Source organism: Magnetospira thiophila (assembly GCF_054657015.1).
In genome coordinates, this window is sequence record NZ_BAAHXF010000001.1 from 286,132 (window position 1) to 307,764 (window position 21,633).

Annotated in this window: 14 protein-coding genes; 4 read left to right on the forward strand and 10 right to left on the reverse strand. The window is 60.8% G+C overall.

The genetic code is table 11. The features are described 5' to 3' along the window. Positions 1-22 precede the first annotated feature (22 nt). The 3 genes from ACYQ1P_RS01465 to ACYQ1P_RS01475 all read right to left on the reverse strand — a co-directional run bounded on the left by ACYQ1P_RS01465 (position 23) and on the right by ACYQ1P_RS01475 (position 5,709). Entirely contained in the window at positions 23-1,918 is a 1,896-nt protein-coding gene (locus ACYQ1P_RS01465) for a hypothetical protein (protein ID WP_460018605.1), read from the reverse strand. A gap of 168 nt (positions 1,919-2,086) precedes the next feature. Next, positions 2,087-4,525 carry a ricin-type beta-trefoil lectin domain protein gene (locus tag ACYQ1P_RS01470; RefSeq protein WP_460018606.1) on the reverse strand — a complete coding sequence of 813 codons (2,439 nt, stop codon included), beginning with the start codon at positions 4,523-4,525 and terminating at the stop codon, positions 2,087-2,089. 188 nt (positions 4,526-4,713) lie between these two features. Beyond that, complete coding sequence (locus ACYQ1P_RS01475; RefSeq protein ID WP_460018607.1) at positions 4,714-5,709, reverse strand: AraC family transcriptional regulator; 996 nt, start codon at positions 5,707-5,709, stop codon at positions 4,714-4,716. 196 nt (positions 5,710-5,905) lie between these two features. On the opposite strand from ACYQ1P_RS01475, the gene ACYQ1P_RS01480 reads away from it, so the two are divergent. Both ACYQ1P_RS01480 and ACYQ1P_RS01485 read left to right on the forward strand, forming a co-directional pair. Beyond that, positions 5,906-6,148: a hypothetical protein gene (locus ACYQ1P_RS01480; protein ID WP_460018608.1), complete on the forward strand. Its 243-nt coding sequence runs from the start codon at positions 5,906-5,908 to the stop codon at positions 6,146-6,148. Between the two features lie 4 nt (positions 6,149-6,152). Then, entirely contained in the window at positions 6,153-6,632 is a 480-nt protein-coding gene (locus ACYQ1P_RS01485) for a hypothetical protein (RefSeq protein WP_460018609.1), read from the forward strand. Here ACYQ1P_RS01485 and ACYQ1P_RS01490 read toward each other — a convergent pair. Then, positions 6,610-10,815, reverse strand: a complete 4,206-nt coding sequence (locus ACYQ1P_RS01490; RefSeq protein WP_460018610.1) for a translocation/assembly module TamB domain-containing protein — start codon at positions 10,813-10,815, stop codon at positions 6,610-6,612. The two genes, ACYQ1P_RS01485 and ACYQ1P_RS01490, sit on opposite strands and share 23 nt — an antisense overlap. 1 nt (position 10,816) lies before the next feature. After that, entirely contained in the window at positions 10,817-12,670 is a 1,854-nt protein-coding gene (locus ACYQ1P_RS01495; RefSeq protein WP_460018611.1) for an autotransporter assembly complex protein TamA, read from the reverse strand. A 507-nt stretch (positions 12,671-13,177) separates the two neighbouring features. Between ACYQ1P_RS01495 and ACYQ1P_RS01500 the strand changes: the two genes are divergently transcribed. Beyond that, on the forward strand, positions 13,178-13,573 hold the full coding sequence (locus ACYQ1P_RS01500) for a hypothetical protein (protein WP_460018612.1): 396 nt from the start codon (positions 13,178-13,180) through the stop codon (positions 13,571-13,573). Between the two features lie 70 nt (positions 13,574-13,643). Here ACYQ1P_RS01500 and ACYQ1P_RS01505 read toward each other — a convergent pair whose 3' ends face one another. After that, positions 13,644-15,245 carry an IS66 family transposase gene (locus tag ACYQ1P_RS01505; RefSeq protein ID WP_460018613.1) on the reverse strand — a complete coding sequence of 534 codons (1,602 nt, stop codon included), beginning with the start codon at positions 15,243-15,245 and terminating at the stop codon, positions 13,644-13,646. 254 nt (positions 15,246-15,499) lie between these two features. Here ACYQ1P_RS01505 and ACYQ1P_RS01510 point away from each other — a divergent pair, with 254 nt between their 5' ends. Continuing rightward, on the forward strand, positions 15,500-16,360 hold the full coding sequence (locus ACYQ1P_RS01510; protein ID WP_460018614.1) for a DUF5131 family protein: 861 nt from the start codon (positions 15,500-15,502) through the stop codon (positions 16,358-16,360). On the opposite strand, the gene ACYQ1P_RS01515 is transcribed toward ACYQ1P_RS01510, so the two are convergent. The 4 genes from ACYQ1P_RS01515 to torC form a co-directional block, all read right to left on the reverse strand. Continuing rightward, complete coding sequence (locus ACYQ1P_RS01515; RefSeq protein ID WP_460018615.1) at positions 16,344-16,955, reverse strand: hypothetical protein; 612 nt, start codon at positions 16,953-16,955, stop codon at positions 16,344-16,346. The genes ACYQ1P_RS01510 and ACYQ1P_RS01515 overlap by 17 nt on opposite strands. Positions 16,956-17,081: 126 nt before the next feature. Further along, a complete protein-coding gene (gene torA, locus ACYQ1P_RS01520) occupies positions 17,082-19,553 on the reverse strand; it encodes a trimethylamine-N-oxide reductase TorA (protein ID WP_460018616.1) in 2,472 nt (823 codons plus the stop codon). Between the two features lie 158 nt (positions 19,554-19,711). Beyond that, positions 19,712-20,350 (reverse strand): molecular chaperone TorD, encoded by a 639-nt coding sequence (gene torD, locus ACYQ1P_RS01525; RefSeq protein ID WP_460018617.1) that lies wholly within the window; start codon positions 20,348-20,350, stop codon positions 19,712-19,714. Next, positions 20,343-21,515, reverse strand: a complete 1,173-nt coding sequence (gene torC / locus ACYQ1P_RS01530; RefSeq protein ID WP_460018618.1) for a pentaheme c-type cytochrome TorC — start codon at positions 21,513-21,515, stop codon at positions 20,343-20,345. The genes torD and torC overlap by 8 nt, the downstream gene beginning before the upstream one ends. Positions 21,516-21,633: the final 118 nt, after the last annotated feature.

The following is a 21,633-nucleotide window of genomic DNA, read 5'->3' on the forward strand; positions in this document are numbered from 1 at the left end:
TACTCCGTCCAGGTTTTACGGATCAGCTTCCCAGCAAGCGCTTTTGCACCTGTGCGATGTGCCCCTGGGCATCGCTATCGTTTTGCCAGGACTGTATCTGCACGTCGCCGGTGCGGAATTCCTCGAAGAATTCGGGGCTTTGCAGCTTCTCTCGAATTTCATCGAACGTCGGACGCGGCGTATACCAATCGCCGTTGCGCTTTTCCAGGCGCATCAGTTCGCGTTCCAGTTCCGACATCTTCTGTTCGGTTTCTTCGCGATCCACCTGCGCCTGGCGGGTGTAGTGTGGGCGGCGCGGCGTCATGAGGATCAGGATCGAACGTTCGAACTGGCGTTGGGAGCGTTCCGAAAACAGGTATTTCAAAACCGGCACGTCCATCAGGCCCGGCACACCGTCCGCCGATTTGGAGGTTTCGCGTTCGCTCAAACCGCCCAGGACCAGCGTCTCGCCGAACTTCATGGTCACCGTCGAATTGACGTTGGTCTTTGTGGTGTCCAAGCGGAATTCGAACACGACCGAATTGGACGGGTCCGTCAAGAACGTGCGTTCCGCCACCACGTGCAGACGGATCATGTCGTCCGGCAGGATCTCCGGTTTGACCGACAGCTTCACGCCCACTTCCTTTTGCACCGACACGCTGTCGCCGCTGCCGCCAGAGACTGCGGCAGCGAGAATTTCCGTGCCGGAGAAGAATTCCGACGTTTCGCCGTTCTGCGCCACTAGGGACGGTTTGGCGAGGACATGGTTGTTTGCGTCGAGCGAATTGGCGATGTTCAGCGAGTAGGTCACAGCCGGAATGGAGATCTGGCGGGTGATCGTCCTTGTGCTTTCCGCCAGGCCGGAATCGATGTAGTCCTTGGTTCGCGTGCTCGTGTAACCTAAGCCTGCCGCACCGGTCAGGGGGTTGCCAAACTGCAGTTGCAGACCGTTCAGCAGGTTCACACCACGTGAATCGCGCACGTCGTCCTGGGTGCCGATCAGCACCACGTCGACCACCACCATGCTGGGATCGGTGAAACCCGCCCCGGCGTTCGCGTTGACGCCCTGCTGTCCCGCTTGGCCGTAATTCGATGCGCCGTAGGGGTCGGCTGGCTGACCGTAGGCATTGGACGGCTGGCCATAAGCCCCGGCGGAACCGTATGGATCGGTGCCGAACTGCGCCATCAACACCTTGGCGTCGCTTTCGTAGAAAGACTTCCAGCTGTGGATTCGGCGCTGCAATTCCGTGGCCTCGCCTTGGTCCGCGACGGCCTTGCGATAAGCCTCGGCGTATTCGCTCGCGCCTTGACGATCGTCCATGGCCGACAGCGACAGGGCTCGGGCCTTGAGAATATCCGGGCGCACCTTGGCGTCCGGCGAGACCTCCATCAGGCGCTTCAGGGCCGCCTCTGCGGTCTTCGGGTCGCGCGCGTAATAAGACGCAGAAGCCAAGCTGTACAACACCGCCGGGTCACGGTCCCAGTGCAACGCGACGGCGGAGAAGTTCCCCTGTGCCAAGTTGTAGCGGCGCTGGTCCATGTACAACAGTCCCAGCTGATAGCGTGCGGTGAGGTTGCCTGGGTCGAACTTCAAGGCCTGCTTGTAGCCCTGCTCCGCCAGTTCGAACTTTGTGGCATCACCGCGCACGCCCATTATGTGGTAGGTCAGGCCATTGAGGAATTGCAGGTCGGGATTGGTGATGTCCAGCTTCAAGGCCAGGTTGATGTAGCGCGACGCATCTTCCAGATCGCCGTCCTTGAGGGCTTTGGTGTTTTTGCGCACCAAAGCCTGAATGGCGCTGTCTTCAATCGGCGCACCAGCAGCTGCGTTGTCTGCAACCGTGGTGGGCCGGGGCGTAAAGTTCAAACCCGTCGCCTGACACCCCGCAACCAAAAACGTAGACATCAGAAGGGCGCTATAAAAAGATGCTTTCTTCATTTTGTCTTCTACCCACTTCACCCGTTTACGCTGTTCCCGCAGACAAAAGCGCCCGCAAGATCGCCGCCATAGTTTAATTCACGCCCCCAGCCGTATGCGCAGTTGCTTATCCGCAAGGAACGGGGGGGGGCGCGGCAAATTCATAAGATGTTCGCTCACACCCGTTCCTTAACGCCCAGCCCATGGCCGCCAGATTTCCTGCGCCGGATTGGTGCCGCATTTTTGCAGGATGATCCCGCCGTCCTGCTGCAAGGCGAGACAGAGTTCGGTGTTCAACTGCTGGATATTACCCTGCTGCGTCAGCTGCCACTTTTGCCCCGGATCGTTCGCACTGCAGGCCGAAATCATCAGCTGGTTTTGCTGTACAGATCTGTTGTTGTCGCCCCTTTTACCCTCATTCTGGGGGGACTTGAGCTTTTGAAGATCCGCATCCAGGCAGAACTCCCTGTCGAACACCAAAGTCCTACCCTTGGCGTCCGGCGTGATCCACATGGCCCGTTTGTCATTGCAATTTGTGGTGGTCATGGTCTGCGATGTTCCGGCGTTCTTGGTCATGCAATTGCCGGGACGGCTTGATATCTCCAAACGCATCGCTCCCTTCTGCGCCCTGGGCTTTTGCTTTTTAACGGCGATTTCGATCTGTTCCGGCAGGGAGAGCGGAGCCGGTGGGGCGACATGCGCCGTCGTCGTCGAGGTTGGGGCCGTGGTCGGAGCCGGGGTTGGGGCCGGAGATGTATTTATCCCGGGCAGCCCCCCCGACAACTGCACAGATGTCACGCCCATCGTCATGCCCGCAGAGGAAGTCCCGTGGATCGGCGCTGTCGGCGTTGTCCGCACGACATCCGGGTTGGTCCCCGCCTTGTAAGCAGCAAGGCGGGCGTTGAAATTGGCGCTCGGACGCGTTTCGGCGCCTAGGACAGCCGCCCAGTGAAACAGGAACTCATCGGGACCGTCTGCGGACTGCAGAAGGGAAGACAAATCGACGGGACGATCGGCAATCCGGATCGAATTTGCAATTTGTCCGTCGGCTTTTTCCAACGCCATGAACTTGTCGACTTCCATCGTGACGATGACTGCCGCCGCAATGGCAATCAACAGCGGTCCCGACGCGGCCGCAGTCGCCGACCCGGTCGCCCCGCTCGTGCCTTCCACCGCACCCAAAGCCACATCCTTAGCCACCTCTTTTCCAGCCTCTCTGGCGGCTTCCGCAAATGGACGAATGAAAATTTGAGCATTCTCCCAAAACGTCGTCACAAGTGCAGCAGCGACCGGACCGGCCACCCCGGCGCCCACCTGAATGGAGCCTGCAAGGATTTCGTTATAGTCCGGCGGTGTCACCATCGAGTCGGCATAGACCGCTGCCGCCCCCATTTTCGACAACGCCACCTCGTAGTAAGCCTGCGATGCTTTCACCCAGGTGTCATGGGCCTGCCTTGCCTGATAGGCAATAAATTGGCGATTCCATTGAATCAGCTGGGCGACCCTTGCCAGTAGCGCTTTTTCAGAAGCCGTTTGTTGGGCAACAGGCTTTTTCGCCAATTCGATCACAGCGACCTGCAACAAGGCCGACAGGACGGGGCTTTTCTCCGGTGATTTATTGATAACGCTCCAAACGTTCTGGCTCACAGTGGCGACAGGTTTGTTGGTCTTCAAGGCGAGCTTCGTGATCGCTTCGTCGATTTTCGTGCGATCGGCGATCATCTTCGCAAGAATGTCATCGGCGGCCTCGCCCAGGCCGAAAATGCCATAGGTCTGGCGATTGGGCATCACCCACTGCATCCTGTCCAAGCGGCACGCCGTGGCCGATTTGACGCTGTCCCAGGTGCGTTTCCCCCCATTGGGGCATTTCCAACAGGTGCCCCCATCGACGAAATCAAAAAAACCTTCATTTCCGCACGCAAAATCGCCCCTATTGATGGCTGGAGCGAAGTTTCGGTCGATCTTGCAGGCTTGGGCTCCGGTCACGGGATTGAGCGTGCGGTTGTAGTCCTCGGGACATGTCCAGCATTCGCCGCCATTGCGCGGGTCGCGGAACGAGCCTTCCTGCGGACAAGCCCTTCTGACGAACGTCGCCGAGCGTGCCTGAGCACCAAACCTGCCGCAGGCGTCCCATTCATTCACGGCGGAGAGTGTTCGACCAAAGCCCGAATCGCACCTCCAGCATTCCCCGTCGTTGCGGTCGTCATATACGGTACCGCTCGGGCATTTCCCTGAGCCCACAAACGATGCCGTCGTGGTGTGAACCGGCGCAGGCTTGGCGCAGGCGCGTTCGTGGTTGATCGGCCGAAGGGAATTGCGATTGAAGCCGTCGGGACATTGCCAACATGTGCCCAGATCCGGGAAAGCCCCTGCGGGACACCTTTTAACCGATTGCTTGATGAAATCGGCTCTGGCAAAACCGCAAGGTGGCTGCAATCTGCCGTTTTGATCAAGACCGCCACATGCGGAATGGCCTTGCAGGGTTTTCCAGGCCGCGTTCGCGAATGCAGTCTCGACATTCATGCTTAGGAAATAAAACGCCACCATGAGCAGGGTGATCACTTTTCGAAAGACTGTTGCTGCCGACGATTGCATCGCGCCCCCAATCAGCGCGAACAGCGCTGCCAAGTCGATTGATATCAATCTTACTTTTCAGCAAATCATTTCGATAATTCAACCGCTCCATATGAAGTGAGGGGCGCTTTGGCGCGGATTTTTGCGCATATCTGACAACGGCTGCGCAATCGTGCAACGCAGTGCACGGCCCCCGTCATGACCTGGGAGAGAGAGGCGATTCGGAGAATCCTAAATGTTCTTCAATCGCGTTGGCGCAGAGTCTGCGACGGCAGAACGCCAAACTGCTCCAAATATTTTTTAGAGAACCAGCCCAAGTGGATGAACCCCCACCTCAAGGCGACGTCACGGACGCTCACGCCATCCACGGCGCTGAGAAGGTCTTCGTGGGCGAAGGACAGGCGCACGTGCCTCACATAGGCCATCGGCGACATGCCGTAGAGGTCGTTGAAGGCGATTTGAAGCGTGCGATAGCCGCAGCCGGCATGGGCCGCCAGCGTCTCCAACGTGATCACTGACGCGGCATGGGCGTGAATGTAGTCGCGCGCCCGCTTGACGTAATAGGGCACGATGGGGTCTGACGGTTTCGTCGATTTCATCTGGTCAAAACAGTCATTGGGCACGCACGACAGCACGTTGGTCAGCAACAGGTCCCTTAAGCCATTGAACACGATGGCGTTGTCGCTCCCAAGCAACGGGCCGTCCAACGCGTCGGCGATGTAATGGACCGTATTGCGCACATGCCTTCCATTGGAGGTGCTCAAATCCAATGTCGGCTCGAAGGCGATATCGCGATCACCCATCTCTTTACCGTGCAGTGCTGCCGCATGCCGTTTCAAGGTTTCTTTGGGCAGTGGAACAACAAAAGTTGCAAAATCTTTTTGACGCGCCACAAGGGGGAGGCGCGCATCGCGCATCAATCCTGCCGTCGTAGAAATTTCAAATTCTTCGCCTTTGTGTCCCCCCCGAGCAGCCCCGTGGGTCAGGATGAACAGCAACAGCGTATCCTCGTCGTTCTCGTAGGTCTGCACACGGGTTGGAACCGCACCATAGGTGACATGCATCAGGTTAAAATCGCTGAAGGCTGCAGATCGCAGCGACGCATTGATTTCATGTCCCTTGCCAACGACGTCGACCTTATGGGTTTCGGTCATCTGAGCCAGAATGTCCTGCATTTCATGTAGTTCGTTCGACTTAAAGATTTCGTAGTTTCCGAGATGCGTCATCAAATTGCTCATGATCAAAAATCAAGATTCACAATCTTCCCTCAAAGCCCGCCATTTTACGCCGACGGGCACATTCTATATTGCATAGCATCCCGCTTTTTGCGGGCTTGCGCAACGACTACAATCACCACCGTCGCGCCCCGGGCTTTCGGAAGGAGCCCGGGGGGCGACTGGAGAAGGGCCGGGGCTCGGCGCGCCGAAGGGGCGGATGTCGGCCAAGCGCAAGCATGGGGCTGTACTGCGCGTGCTGCGGGGCGAGGACCTCGATCTGGGCTCGCAATCAAATCTGCGGCAAATTCCGGGATCGTCTGAGAACTGGAACGACACCATCGCCTCGGTGAAGTTCTCCAGGACGATGGAAGAGACCCTCTTCCAAACCTTCAAACGGCAATTCCCGGTCATGCCCGATGCGCAGATCCGTCAGATGATTTCTCGATCCTATGGAAGATAGACCCTTGCAGAAATTTGGAACCCAAAAAGCCATCAAAGGGGTGCGCGTCGGTCTGGCCGGTATCTGCCTGACGACCCTGTTGTCGGGATGTTTGGCGACAGGGGGGCTCCAGCCCCTGTTCGTATCCGGGGCGGATCGCCCTCAGGCCGGATCGCTGTCCGCCTTCGTCCCAGCGGGCAAATCCGATACGGAAGTGCGTCAGGTCGCAGCCGAAGGGATCAAGGCGCTGGATGAGGGGCGTCTCAAGGATGCCTCGACCGCTTTCAACGCGGCCCTGCAATTCGATCTGACCAACAGCTATCTGCTTGTCGAGACCAATGATATTGGAGGTATTCAGCCGCCAGTCGTCGGTGGCATTGGTCCGGTGTCGACTCGCTGCACAACAGACAGGTTTCACGCATCCATCACCAGGATTTGTGTAACCCCTCTTCGCCCACTGATAGAATTGGCCGTTCTTCTGTTCAGTAATCCACTTTCCAATTGACACCGACCTTGCCGGCGGAGCTGGCACCTACCTCGCTTTCGACGCTGATGCTGTCGGTGACGTCCACTTCCAAAGTGACGGCAGAGGAGCCGGGAGCCATGCCCTGGTTGACACCGACAAAAACCCCATCGGCAATATATTTGCCCGCCGTCACGCCCGGTTCGGCAGTCCCCGAAGAGGCGCGCAAGACATCCAGCCCGGTGGCCGAACGCAGTTTGTCGATCATGCCGCCGTCGCCGCTTTGCAGGGAGGCCACCGCGTCGGCGAGGGACAGGGCCTCGGCAGGTCCCAGGGCACCGGCCTGCTTGCCGAATAGTAATTGTGCCAGCACCTCGTCCTGCGGCAGGGGAGGGACGGAGACAAAGGTGATTTCCGGTTTCGAGGCTCGCCCGCCAACCCGCAAAGTCACGGTTAATCCCTTGGACTGAGTGCTGGCCGCAAAATCGAGGATCGGGTCGGGCGGTGTTGCCCCATCCAGCTCGATGCGTCCCTGGTCGATCTTGAACACTTTACCGAGAGCTGAAATCTGACCGCGCACCGACCGGATGGCACCGGATACCTGGGCCGCCGCCGCATGGCCCCCGATGTGGATATCGCCCTGCCACTCGGAATCGACGCCGCGCCCCCGCACGAAGGTACGGCCTGGCAGGCTGATAGATACATCGAGTTCGATGGGGGAGGCGGGCGGCGGCTTGGGCGGCCCGGTTGGGTCAGCCGGACCCGTACTTTCGATCACATCCAAGGTGGTGACCGACGCGGGCAGTCGGTCGAGCAGACGGATTTCCACCGGATCGAAGATCAGTGCGCCGGTGACGCGCCCGCCGCCGTCGGCCAGATCAAGCGCCAGGGTGCCGCCGCCGCGCACATCGGCCTCGTCGCGCAAAACCACCTTGAAGTCGGACAGCACCGCCGTGGTCCGCAGTGTCGGCGCGGTCCCCTCGGCGAGGGACGCCTGGCCGTCGAGGCGCAAGGTGCCGGTGTGGCCGTCCGTCGCCGTGCCTTCGAGGGTGAGGCGGCCGCTCGAGTCCCCGTTGACCGAAACGGCCATCTTTTCCAGGCGGGTGCCGAACAGCAGGTTTTCATAGGTCCCATTGATGAGATTTCCCTGCCCGGTGATCACAGGATGGGCCAGGGTTCCGCCGAACTTCAGATCGACGTCCACAGGGCCGTGGACCCGATGCCCGGAAATCGGGATCAACGGCTCGATTTCCGCCAGATCGCCGCGCCAAGTCAGGGTGCCGGAAACCGGGGCTGTCTCGACCGGTTGCGGTAATCCGCCCCGAGGCGGTCGAGTCACCGGCAAGGAGGCGCGCAGGGCTGCCGGAGCCTGCATCGGTCCGGTCAGGGTGGCGGCCATTTCCGCCAGATTGTCATTCAGTCGAAGGCTGGCCTGGAGGGCGACCGGAGGCAACGGGTCGCCGTCGGCCAGACGCAGGGCCAGACCCCGGGTCTCCAGGGTCAGCTCGGCCCGGTCCGATCCCGGAGCCAGATCAAGACTGCCCTGGATATCCAGCACACCGGCCAGGGGGGGCGCGCCAGGGAGCAGCCGGGCCAGGGCGAGCGGCAGGTCGCGGCCTTCCGTGCGGGCCGTGATCCGGTCGCCAACGTGACTTGCATCAAGGTTCAGGCTGCCGCGTCCCAGGGTCAATCGTACATCGGACAGGGTGCCACCCTCTCCCAGGGTCAGGGTTGCCGGACCCGTGAGACCGAGCGGCGTATCGGCGGCCTTGCCTTCCAGTCCAAGCACGACGATGCGGGTCGCCGTCGCCGCCTGCTCGACCCGCGCCGTGGCCGTCATGGAAAAGGGCTCCGATGTCCGCCCCTCGGCCTGTAGGGTCACGGCGAGGCGGTCCGGTGGCCCGGCGCTTTGCAGAGTCAGGCGGTCAAGATCAAGCAGACCCTTGTGCAAGCCGCGCGCCGTCAACGTGGCGTCGAGGGTCGGGGCGGCCTCGATGAGGACGACTTGCCCGTCCAGTTCGAGCCGTGAAAGGGTCAAGTCGTCGGAGGCCAAATCACGGCCGGTCAACTGGAGCCGGGCCTTCTGTAGACCGCCTTTGGGGGTTAAGTCGAGGCTCCCGCTGGCGGTGCCCGCCAACGGCAGATCGGCCAGCCTGCCAGTGGGAGCCAGATCGACGGTATCAAGGGTCAGGGTGCCGGTGGCAAGAGCGCGGTCGAGGTCGGCATTCAGGCTGCCGGTCGCCCGCCACCCAACCACGGCGAGATTGATGTCGTCCAGATTCAGATGGTCCGGAGTGCGCAAAACGTAGCCCAGAGTCAGGCTCGTGGGGCCGAGCGGTCCGTCGGCCTCCATCGAAAGCCGCCCTTGCGGCGCGCTGGTCAGGGCCACCGCATCGGCGCGCAGGGACAGGCGCGGAATGGACTGTCCATCAATGACCAGATTCCATCCCTCGGCGGCGATGGCGGTGGACGGATTATCCAGCCGACCGGCCAGACTGCCATTGAGTGCCAGCATCCCAGACAGCGGCAGGGTCGCCAGATTGGAGAGGGGAGCCAGGTCATTGATACTGAGACTGTAGGTGCCGGACAGGCTTTCAGAGACCGTCACATCGGCGGTCAGGGACAAGGGGCCGGTGGTGGCGCTGATGTCGGTTAGTCGGAAATTGTCGTTCGGCAAGGGGTGCAAGGTAAAGGCCCCGGTGAGGCCCTGGGCCATCAAATCATCGAATGCGGCGTCACCGGTCGCGATATGGTCCAGTCGCAAGCTGCCGCCCAGGTCGCCGCTGTGGCGGTCAAGTTTCAGGCCGCCGGTCAGCCGCGCCCAAGGGGTGCCAAGATCCACATTCGAAATCTCCAGGCTGGTGGCGCCGAGCAGTGCCGACCCGTCGAGCGAAACCTGGACCGGTTGCGCAAGCAAGGGGGCCAGGGATGCCAACGGTCCCCCCGTCGCATGGTCAATGTGCAAGCGGCTTTGCAAGGCGACCACCGTACCGGTTTCGCTCCAAGGCCCGGAGGGGTGGGCGGTGGCCGTGAACGCTGGCCCCTCGATAACCATATCCTGATAGCGAACCCGCTGCGCCTGACCATTTAGGGTTATGGCCGTAGCGGGCCCCTGGACTGTCATATCCAGAATCAACGAGTCGATTTGCAGACCGGGCAGCAAGTCGCGCAAACCGTCGGGGTCCGAGATGCCGAGAGTCGCCTGACCGCTGAGCGGTGCCTGCGGCTCCGGCCAGGTCACTTTTCCATCCAGGGAAAGCCCATCCGTATCAAGGGCCAGGGTCGCCGCCAGATTCCCGCCCCCCGGGTCGGCTTCCATGTTCAAGGACAAATCCTGCCGCTGACCAAGCAGGGGGCGCAGTTCCGGCGGGGCCAGGGCGGCGATATCGAGCGGTCCTTCGAGCTGTCCTTCGAGCTGTCCTGTAAGCCGATCCCCGAGCGCCAGCTTCAGATTCAGGGTCGCTTGCGCGGTCCCGGCAATGTCAGCCCTCAGATGCCCGGCCCAGGCGGTCAGCGGGCCACTGCCGACCAGATCCAGGCGGACCGCCGGGCGTTCCGGCAGATCGAGCAGAGTGGCAAGGACTCCCCCTGCCGGTTCGCCGCCGCCGATCTCCACATCCAGGGTCCGGTCCAGCAGATGGTAGCGCACCAATCCCGCAACCCCGGCCGGGGTGTCGTCGGTGCGTCGCAGGTGAAACTCTACCGCCGTGGAGCCGTCGGGCTGGGCGACCAGATCGGACTCCATCTCGAACCTCACCGACTGGCCGATGACCGGGGCCTCCAGATGCCCGCCGACCACGCGCAACCGGTCAAGCCGCAGGGCCAGCGGTGGCAGAAGTGGCGGTCCTTGCTCATCCTGCGACACCGTTGAGGCAGGGAGCCGGAACAGAACCGGCCGCTGGATGTCCAGTTGATGGATGCGCAGGGTGCCCCCGAACAGATTCAAGGGCGACCAGTGCAGGTCGATCCCGTCAATGGTGGCCACCGGTCCGTCTGCGTCGCCATAGGCCAGGTCGCGGAGAGTGATGCGCCCGGGCAGGCCCGGACCGATCGTCCCGATGCTCAGGCCGCCGACCGATTGTTCAATAATGTCGACCAGCGCGCCGCGCCCGCTCTCCGTGGTCAGCAGTGCCGCCGTCCCCCAGCCGACCCACGACCCAACCGCCAGGATGCCGGCCCATGCGGCCAGGCCGAGGTGAAGCGCGCGTCGGACCAGGGGCGACATCTCAGAACGCCTGTCCAATGCTGATATAGAATTGGAACCGCTCATCGATATCGCGCCGCCCGTTGATCGGCAGAGCGACATCGAAGCGCAACGGGCCAATGGGCGTGTGGTAGCGCAATCCCAGGCCGCCCGCCCATTGCAATCGCCCCGACAGACTGGGCAACAAGGAACCGTCGGCCACCCCCCCGTCGATGAACGGGACGAGACCGAAATCTTCGGTCAGTTTGATTCGGAACTCGACCCCCATTTCGAACACCGACAGACCGCCTTCCGGTTTTCCCTCGGCGTCCAGCGGGCCGACCATCTGATATTCGTAGCCCCGGATGGAGCCACCGCCGCCAGCATAGAAGCGTTTGTCGGCCGGGATGTCTTTTCGGGCTTCACCGAAGATACTGCCCAGGCGCAAACGCCCTGCGAGCACGAAGTCACCCTCGTTGTCCAGTGCCTGATAGACCGATCCGCGCCCTTCCAGCAGGCCGAACATCTGGAGATTGTCCGTATGGCCGACATAGGGCGTGCCATAGAGACCGAACCGGCTGCCCCGGGTGGGGTCAAGCAGGTCGTCGGTATTGTCCCATTCCAACTGGATCGGCAGGCCGAACAGTTTGCTCAGGTGGCGCCCCTCGTTGTCCTCCACCTGGCTGAGTTCCATGGTGCCGAAGACACCCGACTTCCAATGATTGCCGGAACGCCGTTCCAAACCGGCGCGCAAGCCGCCGCCGATGCGGTTGTAGGCGTCGGTATCCTGCCGGGACACGGTGGCCAGGGCGAGAAAATCCTGCCGACGGAGCAAGAAAGAGGGTTTGCGGTAGGACAGTTCCAGCGCCTGTTCGATCAGCCCGCCGGAGGAGGTCAGGCGCAGGGTCTCGCCGTTACCCCAGTAATTGCGGTGCTCCCAAAACGCCTTGGCGCTCGGTCCCTCGGCGGTGGCATAGGCGAGCCCGGCCCCGATGGACCGATGGGCTGCTTCTTCGAGGGTCAAAACCACCGGGGCTTGTCCGTTGGCCCCCTCCTGGGCGGCGACCTTGGCGGAAACGGTCGCGAACAACCCGCTCTCCCGCAATGTCCGGCGATAGGATTCAAGCAGACTGGCCTGATAAAGTTGGCCCGGCTTCCAGGGTACCAGCTTGCGCAGGTAACTTTTTTGAACCGTCTTCAGTCCGTTGAAGCGCAACGGGCCGAAACAGACTCGCGGGCCGGTGTCGACGATCAAGCGGACGGTCATCAGCCGGGTCTCGTGATCGACCGAAACCTGGCGGTCGATCACCTGGGCGTCGGGGTGGCCATGTTCAGAGAAATGAGCGACCAGCGCGCGCTCCGCGTCCACCACCGGGACGGCCTCGGCGGTCATGCCAAGGGTGATGCCCAGGTCCTTGATGTCGGGTACCGCGCCGGGGAGTGGCGGTGTGCCCTGGAATTCGAACTCGAAACGGCCCAACCGGTAGGCCTCCCCCGGCGCGACATGCAGGGTCACGGTTGCCGGATCGCCCGCCTCGATTTGCGGCGTGACCGATCCGGCATAGAAGCCCCGGGACCGCAACACATCATTCAATCGCTTGCTGTCTTCATCGGCGCGGCGACGCAGTCCGACCATGCTGGCGGGAGGCTTGTCCTGCAAGGCGATCAAATGGGAGGCCTGTTGCATGAGGTCCTCCAACCCGGCGGCCTCCGGTGCGCCTTCGAAAGACGTGACGTAGGGGACTCCGCCCGCGTCCGGAGGGGCCACCGTCGGGGCGCTGGACTCCGCGCTGTTGGAGCTGTCGGGGCCGCCCACAGGAAAGGCGGCGCACCCCGCGAGCAAAGCCAGCGAGACAAGCCCGATACCCGCAGTCACTCCAGGGGAGGACAGGAACATGAAGACCAAACCTCTCGTGAATGAAATCTGACTTGGGGTACCCATTTCAGCAGCCCGCTTGTCCCATTATCCATGCTTTCCCGAGGTTTTGAAAGGCCCATCGGATGTCCATTGTCCCCAGTGGGGCCCCATGGTCAGCCATTCCTATATGGTTTCGTGAACCGAAAATGTCATATTCTACATCATCAGGTAACGGAAACGGTCGGATGATCTGACCGTCGCGGACTATAAGTCCGCCATTTTAACGCCTTTTGTTTGATTTGGAGCGGAAGGCGGGAGATGTATCACGTGGACCTGTACAGGCGGGCGGACCTCAGGGTTTCAGGGGGAACTGCGTCATCGAAGGTTCCACCATGGGCGGAAAAGTCATCACCCGACACGGATGGCCGTCTACCGAGCAAATGTCCCCAAACCGGTCACCGCGTTGAGAATATTGAACCGGCTTGCCTCATCGACAATGTTTTCCAGCCCTTCCTTGGATACGGGGCCGTCTGCTCTGCTGCCCGAATGGCCCTGAACAACCTCGCCTATCTGGCGGGAAAGACCGATCCAGCCAAGGGCCTGGAAGCCGCCCGTCAAGCCTGGGCACTGATCCGCCGGAACCCCGAGCCCTACATTGCCGACACCTACGGCTGGCTGCTGGTGCGCTCCGGAGAGATCGACAAGGGACTGCCGCTGCTGGAGTTCGCCTACACCAAAGGCCAGGGCAGCGATCTCTCCACCACCTACCACTTCGCGGTGGCCCTGGCCGAAGCGGGTCAGAAAGTCCGTGCCAAGGCCACGCTGCTGTCAATCCTCGAACAAGATTTCCCCGAACAGGCCGAGGCCAAGGCCCTGTATGAGAAGCTGTATTTTTCGTTGTCTGGAGATAGCAGAATTGACCGTTTCAAAAATTCCGATTGAATTCCGAACCGGCATTTATGGAATTCTGGCGCAGCATCAAGAAAGGTAACTGGGGCAAAAGTCCGGGCGGTCAGGCTTCGCAGCGGGCAGCAACCAATTCCGGGAGGTGCGGCACCGGCGTAGCGACGGCCGCGCCGAGGCGGGTTCCGAGGAAGTCCCAGAACGAAATACCGAGTTTGCGGCAGGTCTTGGCGAGGCCGAGGAAGGCGTCGCGGCAGTCACGTCCGGGGTCGCTGCGGGTGGTGCCGCTGACCTTGCGGCGGATGACTTGGCAGCGGATGTCGTTTTCCGATCCGTTGGTGTGGAGCGGGATTTCCGGCCGGTCGAGGACGCGCAGCAGTTCGGTCTTGTTGGCGTGAAGGCGAGCGAGCAGGCGGTCCAGCGTGGCGAAGCCGGTGCGCCGTCGGAAGAGGCGGTCGAAACGGGTCTTCAGTTCGGCCTTGCGGCGCGGGGCCGGGGCGGCGCGGTAGGCTTTGAGGTCGGCGTAGAACCACCAGATCAGGCCACGAACCTTCTCCTTGGCGGCGCGGGCCGCCTCGGTGAAGGTGTCGAGCTTGTGGACCAGCCGCTCGGCGTGGACCCAGCATAGGGCGTGCTCGCCGACATTGAACTGGCCGGCATCGTCGGAGACGATCACAGTGCCGTCGAGGAAGCCGTGGGCAGTGACGGCGCCCCACAAGGCACCCTCGGTGGCGATCGTCACCGGGGCGGGATGGACCTTGAGGGCAGCGATGCCCAGCGCACCGAGGTGGGCCTGCCACGCGGCGTGGTCGGCGAAGCGGCGCACCGGGTGCCCCGCCAGGGTGGCGATGACCGAACCGGCAAGGCGACGATGGCGCATGTAGGCGAAAGCCTGGTCGTTGAGGACATAGTCGCCGTGGCCGGCACGCAGCAGGCCGAGGAAGTTGGCCCGGCTCTTCGATCCGGTGGTGGCGAAGAAGGTGAAGGCGTCGTTGCCGATCTGGGTGCAGACGCCGTTCTTGCCCTGGTGACGGGCGCCGGTGTCGTCCACCGAGATCCAGCCGCCGTGCGTGAGCCCCGCCCGCAGCACGTCGCGGGCCTCGGCGACGAAGGCGTCGTTGGCATCGGTCAGGATGCGCACCACCTGCCGCTTGGAGATGTCCACACCGAGCATCTGCAACAACTCGACCAGGCGTGGCACCGTGGTCTGACCCTGGTGGTATTGGGCGAGGATGAAGCGCTTGATCTCGGGCCCGAAGTGGTCGCCGATCCCGGCCGGCAGCGGCGCCAGCACCGTGCGCCCGTCCGGCGTCAGCCAGCGCTCGCAGCGATAGCGCACGACCCGCGGCTCGATCTTCAGGTCCTGGATGGTGAAGTCTTCGTAGCCCTTGAACCGCGACCCCGGCGGAATGGCGGTGGCGACGACGATCCGCTCCTCGACCGGCGCCGACGGCGCCTTCGGCCCGCGCCGCCGCTTCTCTCGCCGCGACCGCTTGTCCGTCGCCTTGTCCATCCCGGACGGCGTCGATGGTGGCTTGATGTCCGGCTTGCCCTTCAGTCCTTTCAAGCGCGCGATCTCCTCGCGCAACGCCGCATTCTCCGACGACAGCCGGGCATTCTCTTCCAGCAGCCCCAGAGCCAGCGGCTTGAGCACCAACGGTGAAAACGCATCAATATCTGGGCGTGGCTTGACCATGCCCCACAGAATCATGAAACAGTGGCCGATTCAACCAATTGTGAGTCCGTCGGCCGCCGCCGCCCGGACTTTTGCCCCAGTTGCCAAGAAAGCCCTTAACTCATTGAGTTAAGGGCTTAATGTTTGGTTGCGGGGACCTGAAACCACCGAGACTACGGACAATTTCAATCTCAGCTTTGGAGTGGAAAGCAGACAATTTGTAGACTTAATTCGAAACCGCACCTGATTATGAGCCTCATTCGCCCATCAGCTTTTCCAGGGAATTCGGTATGACCGTGCTGAACACCAAGATCTCCTGTTTTGATACCACTTGGAACCCAGCGGTCGGGTGCGACAAGGTGTCTCCCGGGTGCGACAACTGCTACGCCGAGGGGATCGCCAACCGATTCTTTGGCGGCTTCCATCTGCGACTGCACCCGGAACGTCTGGCTGAAGTGCGAAAATTCAAACCCTTGCAAACGGCGGACGGAAATCTGCTGCCGCGTCGGGTCCTGGTCAACTCGATGAGCGATCTATTCCACAAAGACATCCCAGATTCCTTCATCGACGATGTTTTCGCGACCATCGCACAGCATCCCCATACCATTTTTGCCTGTCTGACCAAGCGGCCCATGCGCCTGCGAGACTATGGCGAACGGCGCTGGGGCAATGGGGTGCCGAAGAATGTATGGCTCGGGGTATCAGTGGAAAGCGACCGCGAGCGGGGCCGTATTGATGCCATCCGCCACCTCAAGGAAGCGGTAGGGGATTTTACCGCCTGGGTCAACGTGGAGCCGCTTCTGGGGCCGGTGGATCATCACGATTATACCGGCATCGATTGGGTGGGGGTGGGCGGCGAGGCTGGCGCCCGGGCGCGCCGCTGCGATGCATCCTGGGTGCGCCAGGTGATCGACAAGGCCCATGGCGCGGGGGTCTGCGTATGGTTCAAAGCCTGGGGACGCTGGGAGAACAATCCGGCCTGGCCGTTGGCGCTGGGAAAAACCAAAACAGCCAAGAAGCAGGACCTGATCGACCGGGGACTGGAGCTATTGCCGGAAGAGAACGGTGGTGCCACTCTCGACGGGGCCTTGGTACAGGAACTTCCTCCCGCCTTCGAGCATATGGCCCGCGACCTCAATGGGAGCCGTTGAGAGTATCCTTGGCGTGGTTCTGTAAGTATTTGAGAATCAGGTGCTGGTTATCTTTGGGCAGGCCGGTCCGGGGTCCCATGATCTTGAGGTACGAGACCCACTGGTTGGCGGTGTAATGCTCCGGGATGCGGCGCACATGACAGACCGTGCAGCGGGTGGCAAATAGGTCCCAGGCCTGGGACCAGAGGATATCAAGATCCTCAACAAGTGTGGTATCCTCGATCCATCCCTCAAATGCGACGCTTTGCCAAGTGAGCTCGGTGTCCGGGTCGATCACCTGCTCCAGGGGGGATAGCCGCTCCACCGCTGACGGACTCAGGGCGGCGACCATGATCCGCTTGCCGGGCATCGCATAAAGAACGCGGGCAGCACTCTGCTGGTTCCATCCGAGAATTCTAGCCCGCACCCAGCCCTTACGCCTTTCCAAGACCTCCAGGCGGCTGGCGATCAGCAGACGACCGACAGGCGGCGTGCCCAATTCGGGGAGTGTAAAAATCCCCACCGACGCGGCGGTGAACAACTCGTCCGATGCAGCGGCTCGGGCAGAAAAGGGCAAGTGGCCGACCAGCATCAACAAGATCGCAAGCAGGCTCATGTGGATGATGCTTTTCGTCCTTCGTGCGTATGGATCTTTCGAATGCAGCATGAGGGTTGTCCCGAACATCACAAAAAAACGGAGGCCGACGGGGGGCCGGCCTCCGGAAGTCAGAGGGAAGGAAAGTTAACCTTCTTTGGGGGCTTCAAAGACGCTGACTTTGGGCAGATCGCCGGTGTATTTCTCCACATCTCCGATGGCCGTGTGGCCGCAGTTGCCTTGTGCCAGCTTGGACGTCCCCAGACCAGCAGTCAGACAGTTGACGTCACCGTAGGCATCCAGAGTCGTGACTTTGCCATCTTTAACCACTGGATCGAACCAGCCGCCTTCGGCGACCCGGACGACGCCCGGACGGATGTCATCGGTCACCACGGCACCAACCAAGATCTGGCCACGGTCGTTGAACACCCGCACCACATCGCCGCTCTGGATGCCACGGGCCGCCGCGTCCTTGGTATTGATAAGGCAAGGTTCGCGGTCGGCGACCGCATAACCAACCCGCAGCTTGGTGCCGCAAAGCTGCGAATGCAGACGGTCTATGGGATGTGCCGTATCCACGTGCAGCGGGAACTTGGCACCGGGGCCACCGATACGCTCAATGGGTTCCATCCAAGTGGGATGTGGTGGGCAGTCATCGTAGTTCATCTTCTCGATATTCTTCGAGTAGATCTCGATCTTGCCGGTCGGTGTGCCCAGCGGTTCGAGCAGCGGATCAGCCCGGTAGTCGGCATAACGGACAAAGCTCTTGGCTTCGTCGGTAATCGGGAATTCGGCCACGCCCTTGGCCCAGAAGCTATCGAAGTCCGGCACTTCGATATTTTTCGCCTGGCCCTGCTTGACGGCTTCCGCATAGAACCCCTGAATCCACTCCATCTCCGATTTACCTTCGGTGAAGGCTGCCTTCTTGCCCAGGCGGTCGGCGATTTCGGAAAAGATGTCGAAGTCGGTGCGGGACTCGAACACCGGATCAATAACTTTCTTCATCGCCAGAATGGCCTTCAGGGAATAGTCACCGATGTGTTCGATGTCGTTGCGTTCATAGGACGTGGTGGCTGGCAGCACGATATCGGCAAAGCGGGCCGTGGCGGTCCACTGGAAGTCCTGGACGACGACCGTCTCGAACTTCTGCCAAGCCTCGACCATGCGGTTGCGGTCTTGCTGATGGGAGAACGGATTGCCACCAACCCAGTAGGTCATCTTGGGTGCTGGGAACTTATCCCGCTTGCCGTTGAAGTCGAACTCTCCGCCGGGGTTTTCCAGCATTTCAACAATCCGTGACACCGGAATGGTTGCGGCACCGGCCTTGGTCAGCCAAGCCGCACCCTCGACCGCCGCACCCCCGTCAGTGATGCCAGGCAGCACCGGGCTGTTGGCCGACGGCGCACCGCCGTTAGCATAGTGGTAGCTGAGGCCGAAGCCGCCACCGGGCAAGCCAATCTGGCCGAGCATGGAGGCCAGGGTGACTAACATCCAGTGGCTTTGTTCGCCATGGTGCTGGCGCTGGATCGACCAGCCGCTGGACAGCATGGTACGTTTATCTTTGAACAGACGGGCCAGCGATTTGATCTGGTCGGCGGGCACCTCGCAAATTTCCGACGCCCACTCGGCGGATTTCGGCGTGCCGTCACTTTCGCCCATCAAGTAGGGCAGGAACTTGTCAAAGCCGAAGGTGTACTGGTCGAGGAAATCGGTGTCGTGCAGCTTCTCGGAGACCAGGGTATGGGCCATACCGAGCATCATGGCAACGTCGGTATGCGGCCGGATGGGAACCCACTCGGCATCAAAGAACTGGGCTGTCTGTGTGCGGATTGGGTCAATACAGATGACCTTCTTGCCGGTCTTCTTGAAGGCTTCCATATAGGGATAACCGTCATGGTCGGCGACGGTCCAACCGATCTGGTTGGTCTTTACGGGATCGGCACCCCAGAACACCAAAACATCGGTGCTTTCCACGACCACAGGCCAGACAGTCTGTTGTTCATAGACTTCCAATGTGCCCATGACATGCGGCATGATGACCTGGGAAGCCCCGGTGGAATAGTCGCCGGAGCTGTTGACGAAAGCCCCGTCCAGGCCGATGTTCAACATCCTGCGCAGGAGATTTTGGCAGTTATGCAGCTTGCCGGAGCTCTTCCAGCCATAGGATCCGCCGTAGACGCCGGCCTGACCGTACGTCTCCTTCACGCGCTTCAGTTCGCTCACCACGAGGTCGAGGGCCTGGTCCCAGGTGACCCGGACGAAATCGCCGTTACCCCGGCTCGCCACGTCGGCCCCGGCACCCTTTTCCAGAAAGGCGCGACGGACCATCGGATATTTGATGCGGGTCGGCGAATAGACGGAGTCCAACACTCCTTCAAGCTGACGTGTGGGATGCGGATCTCCTTCCCATGCCTTCACGGAAACCCAGCGGCCATCCTTGACGGTGGCCCGAAAAGCGCCCCAATGGGAGCCAGTCAATACTTCCCCGTCGCTCATACCCGCCGCCAGGGCGGCCCGCGAGGTCAGCAGCGAGGGAGCAAGCAGGCCCAGGGCGCCCAGAGCAGAGGCGCTCTTCAAAAAGTCTCGTCGGCTCGTATAATTTGAATGATAGATCGACATTTTAGCTGTCCCTTTCGCGTTGCCCGGATGGGCGCGCCATCCGATAAAATTCCATGCCGTGCGGTACTGGTCTCGTTGTAACAGAGCGGTGTAAACACCCTTTCGGTTAGGCTTGAACGGGATGTAAAATCACGTAAACACAATGTAAACAGACTTGTTTAGCCATCACTCAGCCACCGCCTATCCTGTTCCAGAAAGCTGACGGTGGCGGTGGCGACGGTGGCATAGAAGGGGCTGGGATCATGACGTCTACAGTCCTCACTGAACGGCCTCAGCCAAGACAGCAAGTGGGCGTCGAGCATGTCGATCTGCTTTTCCCGCCAAACATCCATGGTCACCCGGTCACCGGACCGCTCGGCAGCGTTCATCCGCTCGGCCAATTCCGCCACGACATTGAGCTGAACGGCGATATGATCGGGCGGTTCCTTCAAATCGTCGCTCAGAGAGAGTTCCAGTTCACGCAGCAGGTCCGCCATCGCTTTGGTGGGCTCTTGAAACAACGTGCCGCGCGGACTGACATAGGCAGATTCATAGGGCGGCGCCGCCCGGTGTCCCCCGACCCCGAGAAACAAGCGGGCGTAGGCACTCGCCAGGTCGAGGGAGCAGGACTGCAAGTCGTCCATTCCCTCGACAAGGGATCGGAGCGTTTCGGTGATCCCATTCAGCGTAGGATGTGCTGCCAGGGAAGAGAGGAAAGCCAAACCCTCCGGTGTGCGGTAGGTGTTCAATGCCTCGACCGCGACTTCCCTGGCGAACAGACCGGACAGCCACCGATAGATCAACGCACGCTCATCCATGACCACCGGCTCCACCCGTATCCTTGGCATGGAACTGCAAGTATTTCTGCAAGAAGCGCGTCTGTTCCTTGTCGAGAACGATGAACCGCTCCATCGCTTTCAAATTGCCGATCCATTGGTTAGCCAGCGAATGGGCGGGCGAATGCAGCGAATGACAGACACTGCACGAGGCATTGTACATCTCGGCACCATAGTCCCAGACCTTCTGCTTGTCGGCGACCAGATCTGTCTTGTCGGTCCAGGCTTCCAGGGTGACCTTGTGCCAAGTCAGCTCCGTATCCGGATCAAGCAGCGTTTCGAGACGCTGGATTTCCGGAATGAGCGGCTTGCCCAGCGCGGCGGAAAATATCCGCTTGCCCTGCAAGGCGTAGATGATCTGGTCCACCTGGTCTTGCTGCCAGCCTTCGATGCGGATTTTCAGCGCATCGCCCTGACGATCCACCACTGTGACATCGGTGGCGGCGAGCAGACGCCCGGCGGCGGACTTGCCCTCGGCAGCCGCGTCGGCATCCAAGTAGAGGGTCTTGGTCGCGAAGGATGTCAGATGCTCGGCCTTGGCACCCTCCTGGGCCGATAAGGCTTGTAGATCCTCGAACATCTTCTTGTAGCCACCGGACATGTCGGGCAGCTTGTGGGCAATGCCCTTATGACAGGAAATACAAGTTTCCTTATTCTCCATACCCTTCTTCATCTGTTTGGCACTTTTCGGCCGCTGTTTCTCGAAATCCATGGCGTGCCAGGAATGACAGTTCCGGCATTCGTGGGAGTCGTTAGCTTCCATTTCCGCCCAAACGTTTTTCGCTAATTCCAGACGTTTCGCTTCGAATTTTTCCTTCGTATCAATAGTGCCGAGGAGCTTGTGAAAGAGCTCGTTGCTCGCCTTGACCTTGCGGATCAACTTGGGAAACCACTCTTTCGGCACGTGACAGTCGGAACAGATCGCTCGCACGCCCGAGGCGTTGGAATAATGCACTGAATGTTTGTATTCTTCATAAACCGTGTCGCGCATCTCGTGGCAGCCGATGCAGAATTCCAGTTTGTTGGTGTATTCCATGAAGGTGTTGAAACCACCCCAGAAAAGGATGCCAACGATGAATGCGGCCGAGACGACCATTCCTATCGGGTACCTGGAAGATTTGCTCCACAGGGCTTTCCAGATTTTCATGGCCACTTCACTCCCTAAAATTCCATGCGGCACCGCCCGGTGCTTTGCCGATTGGGATAGAGAGTAGAACAGCCATGTAAATACCGTTTTGGGGAACTATGAATGGCCTGTAGAATGG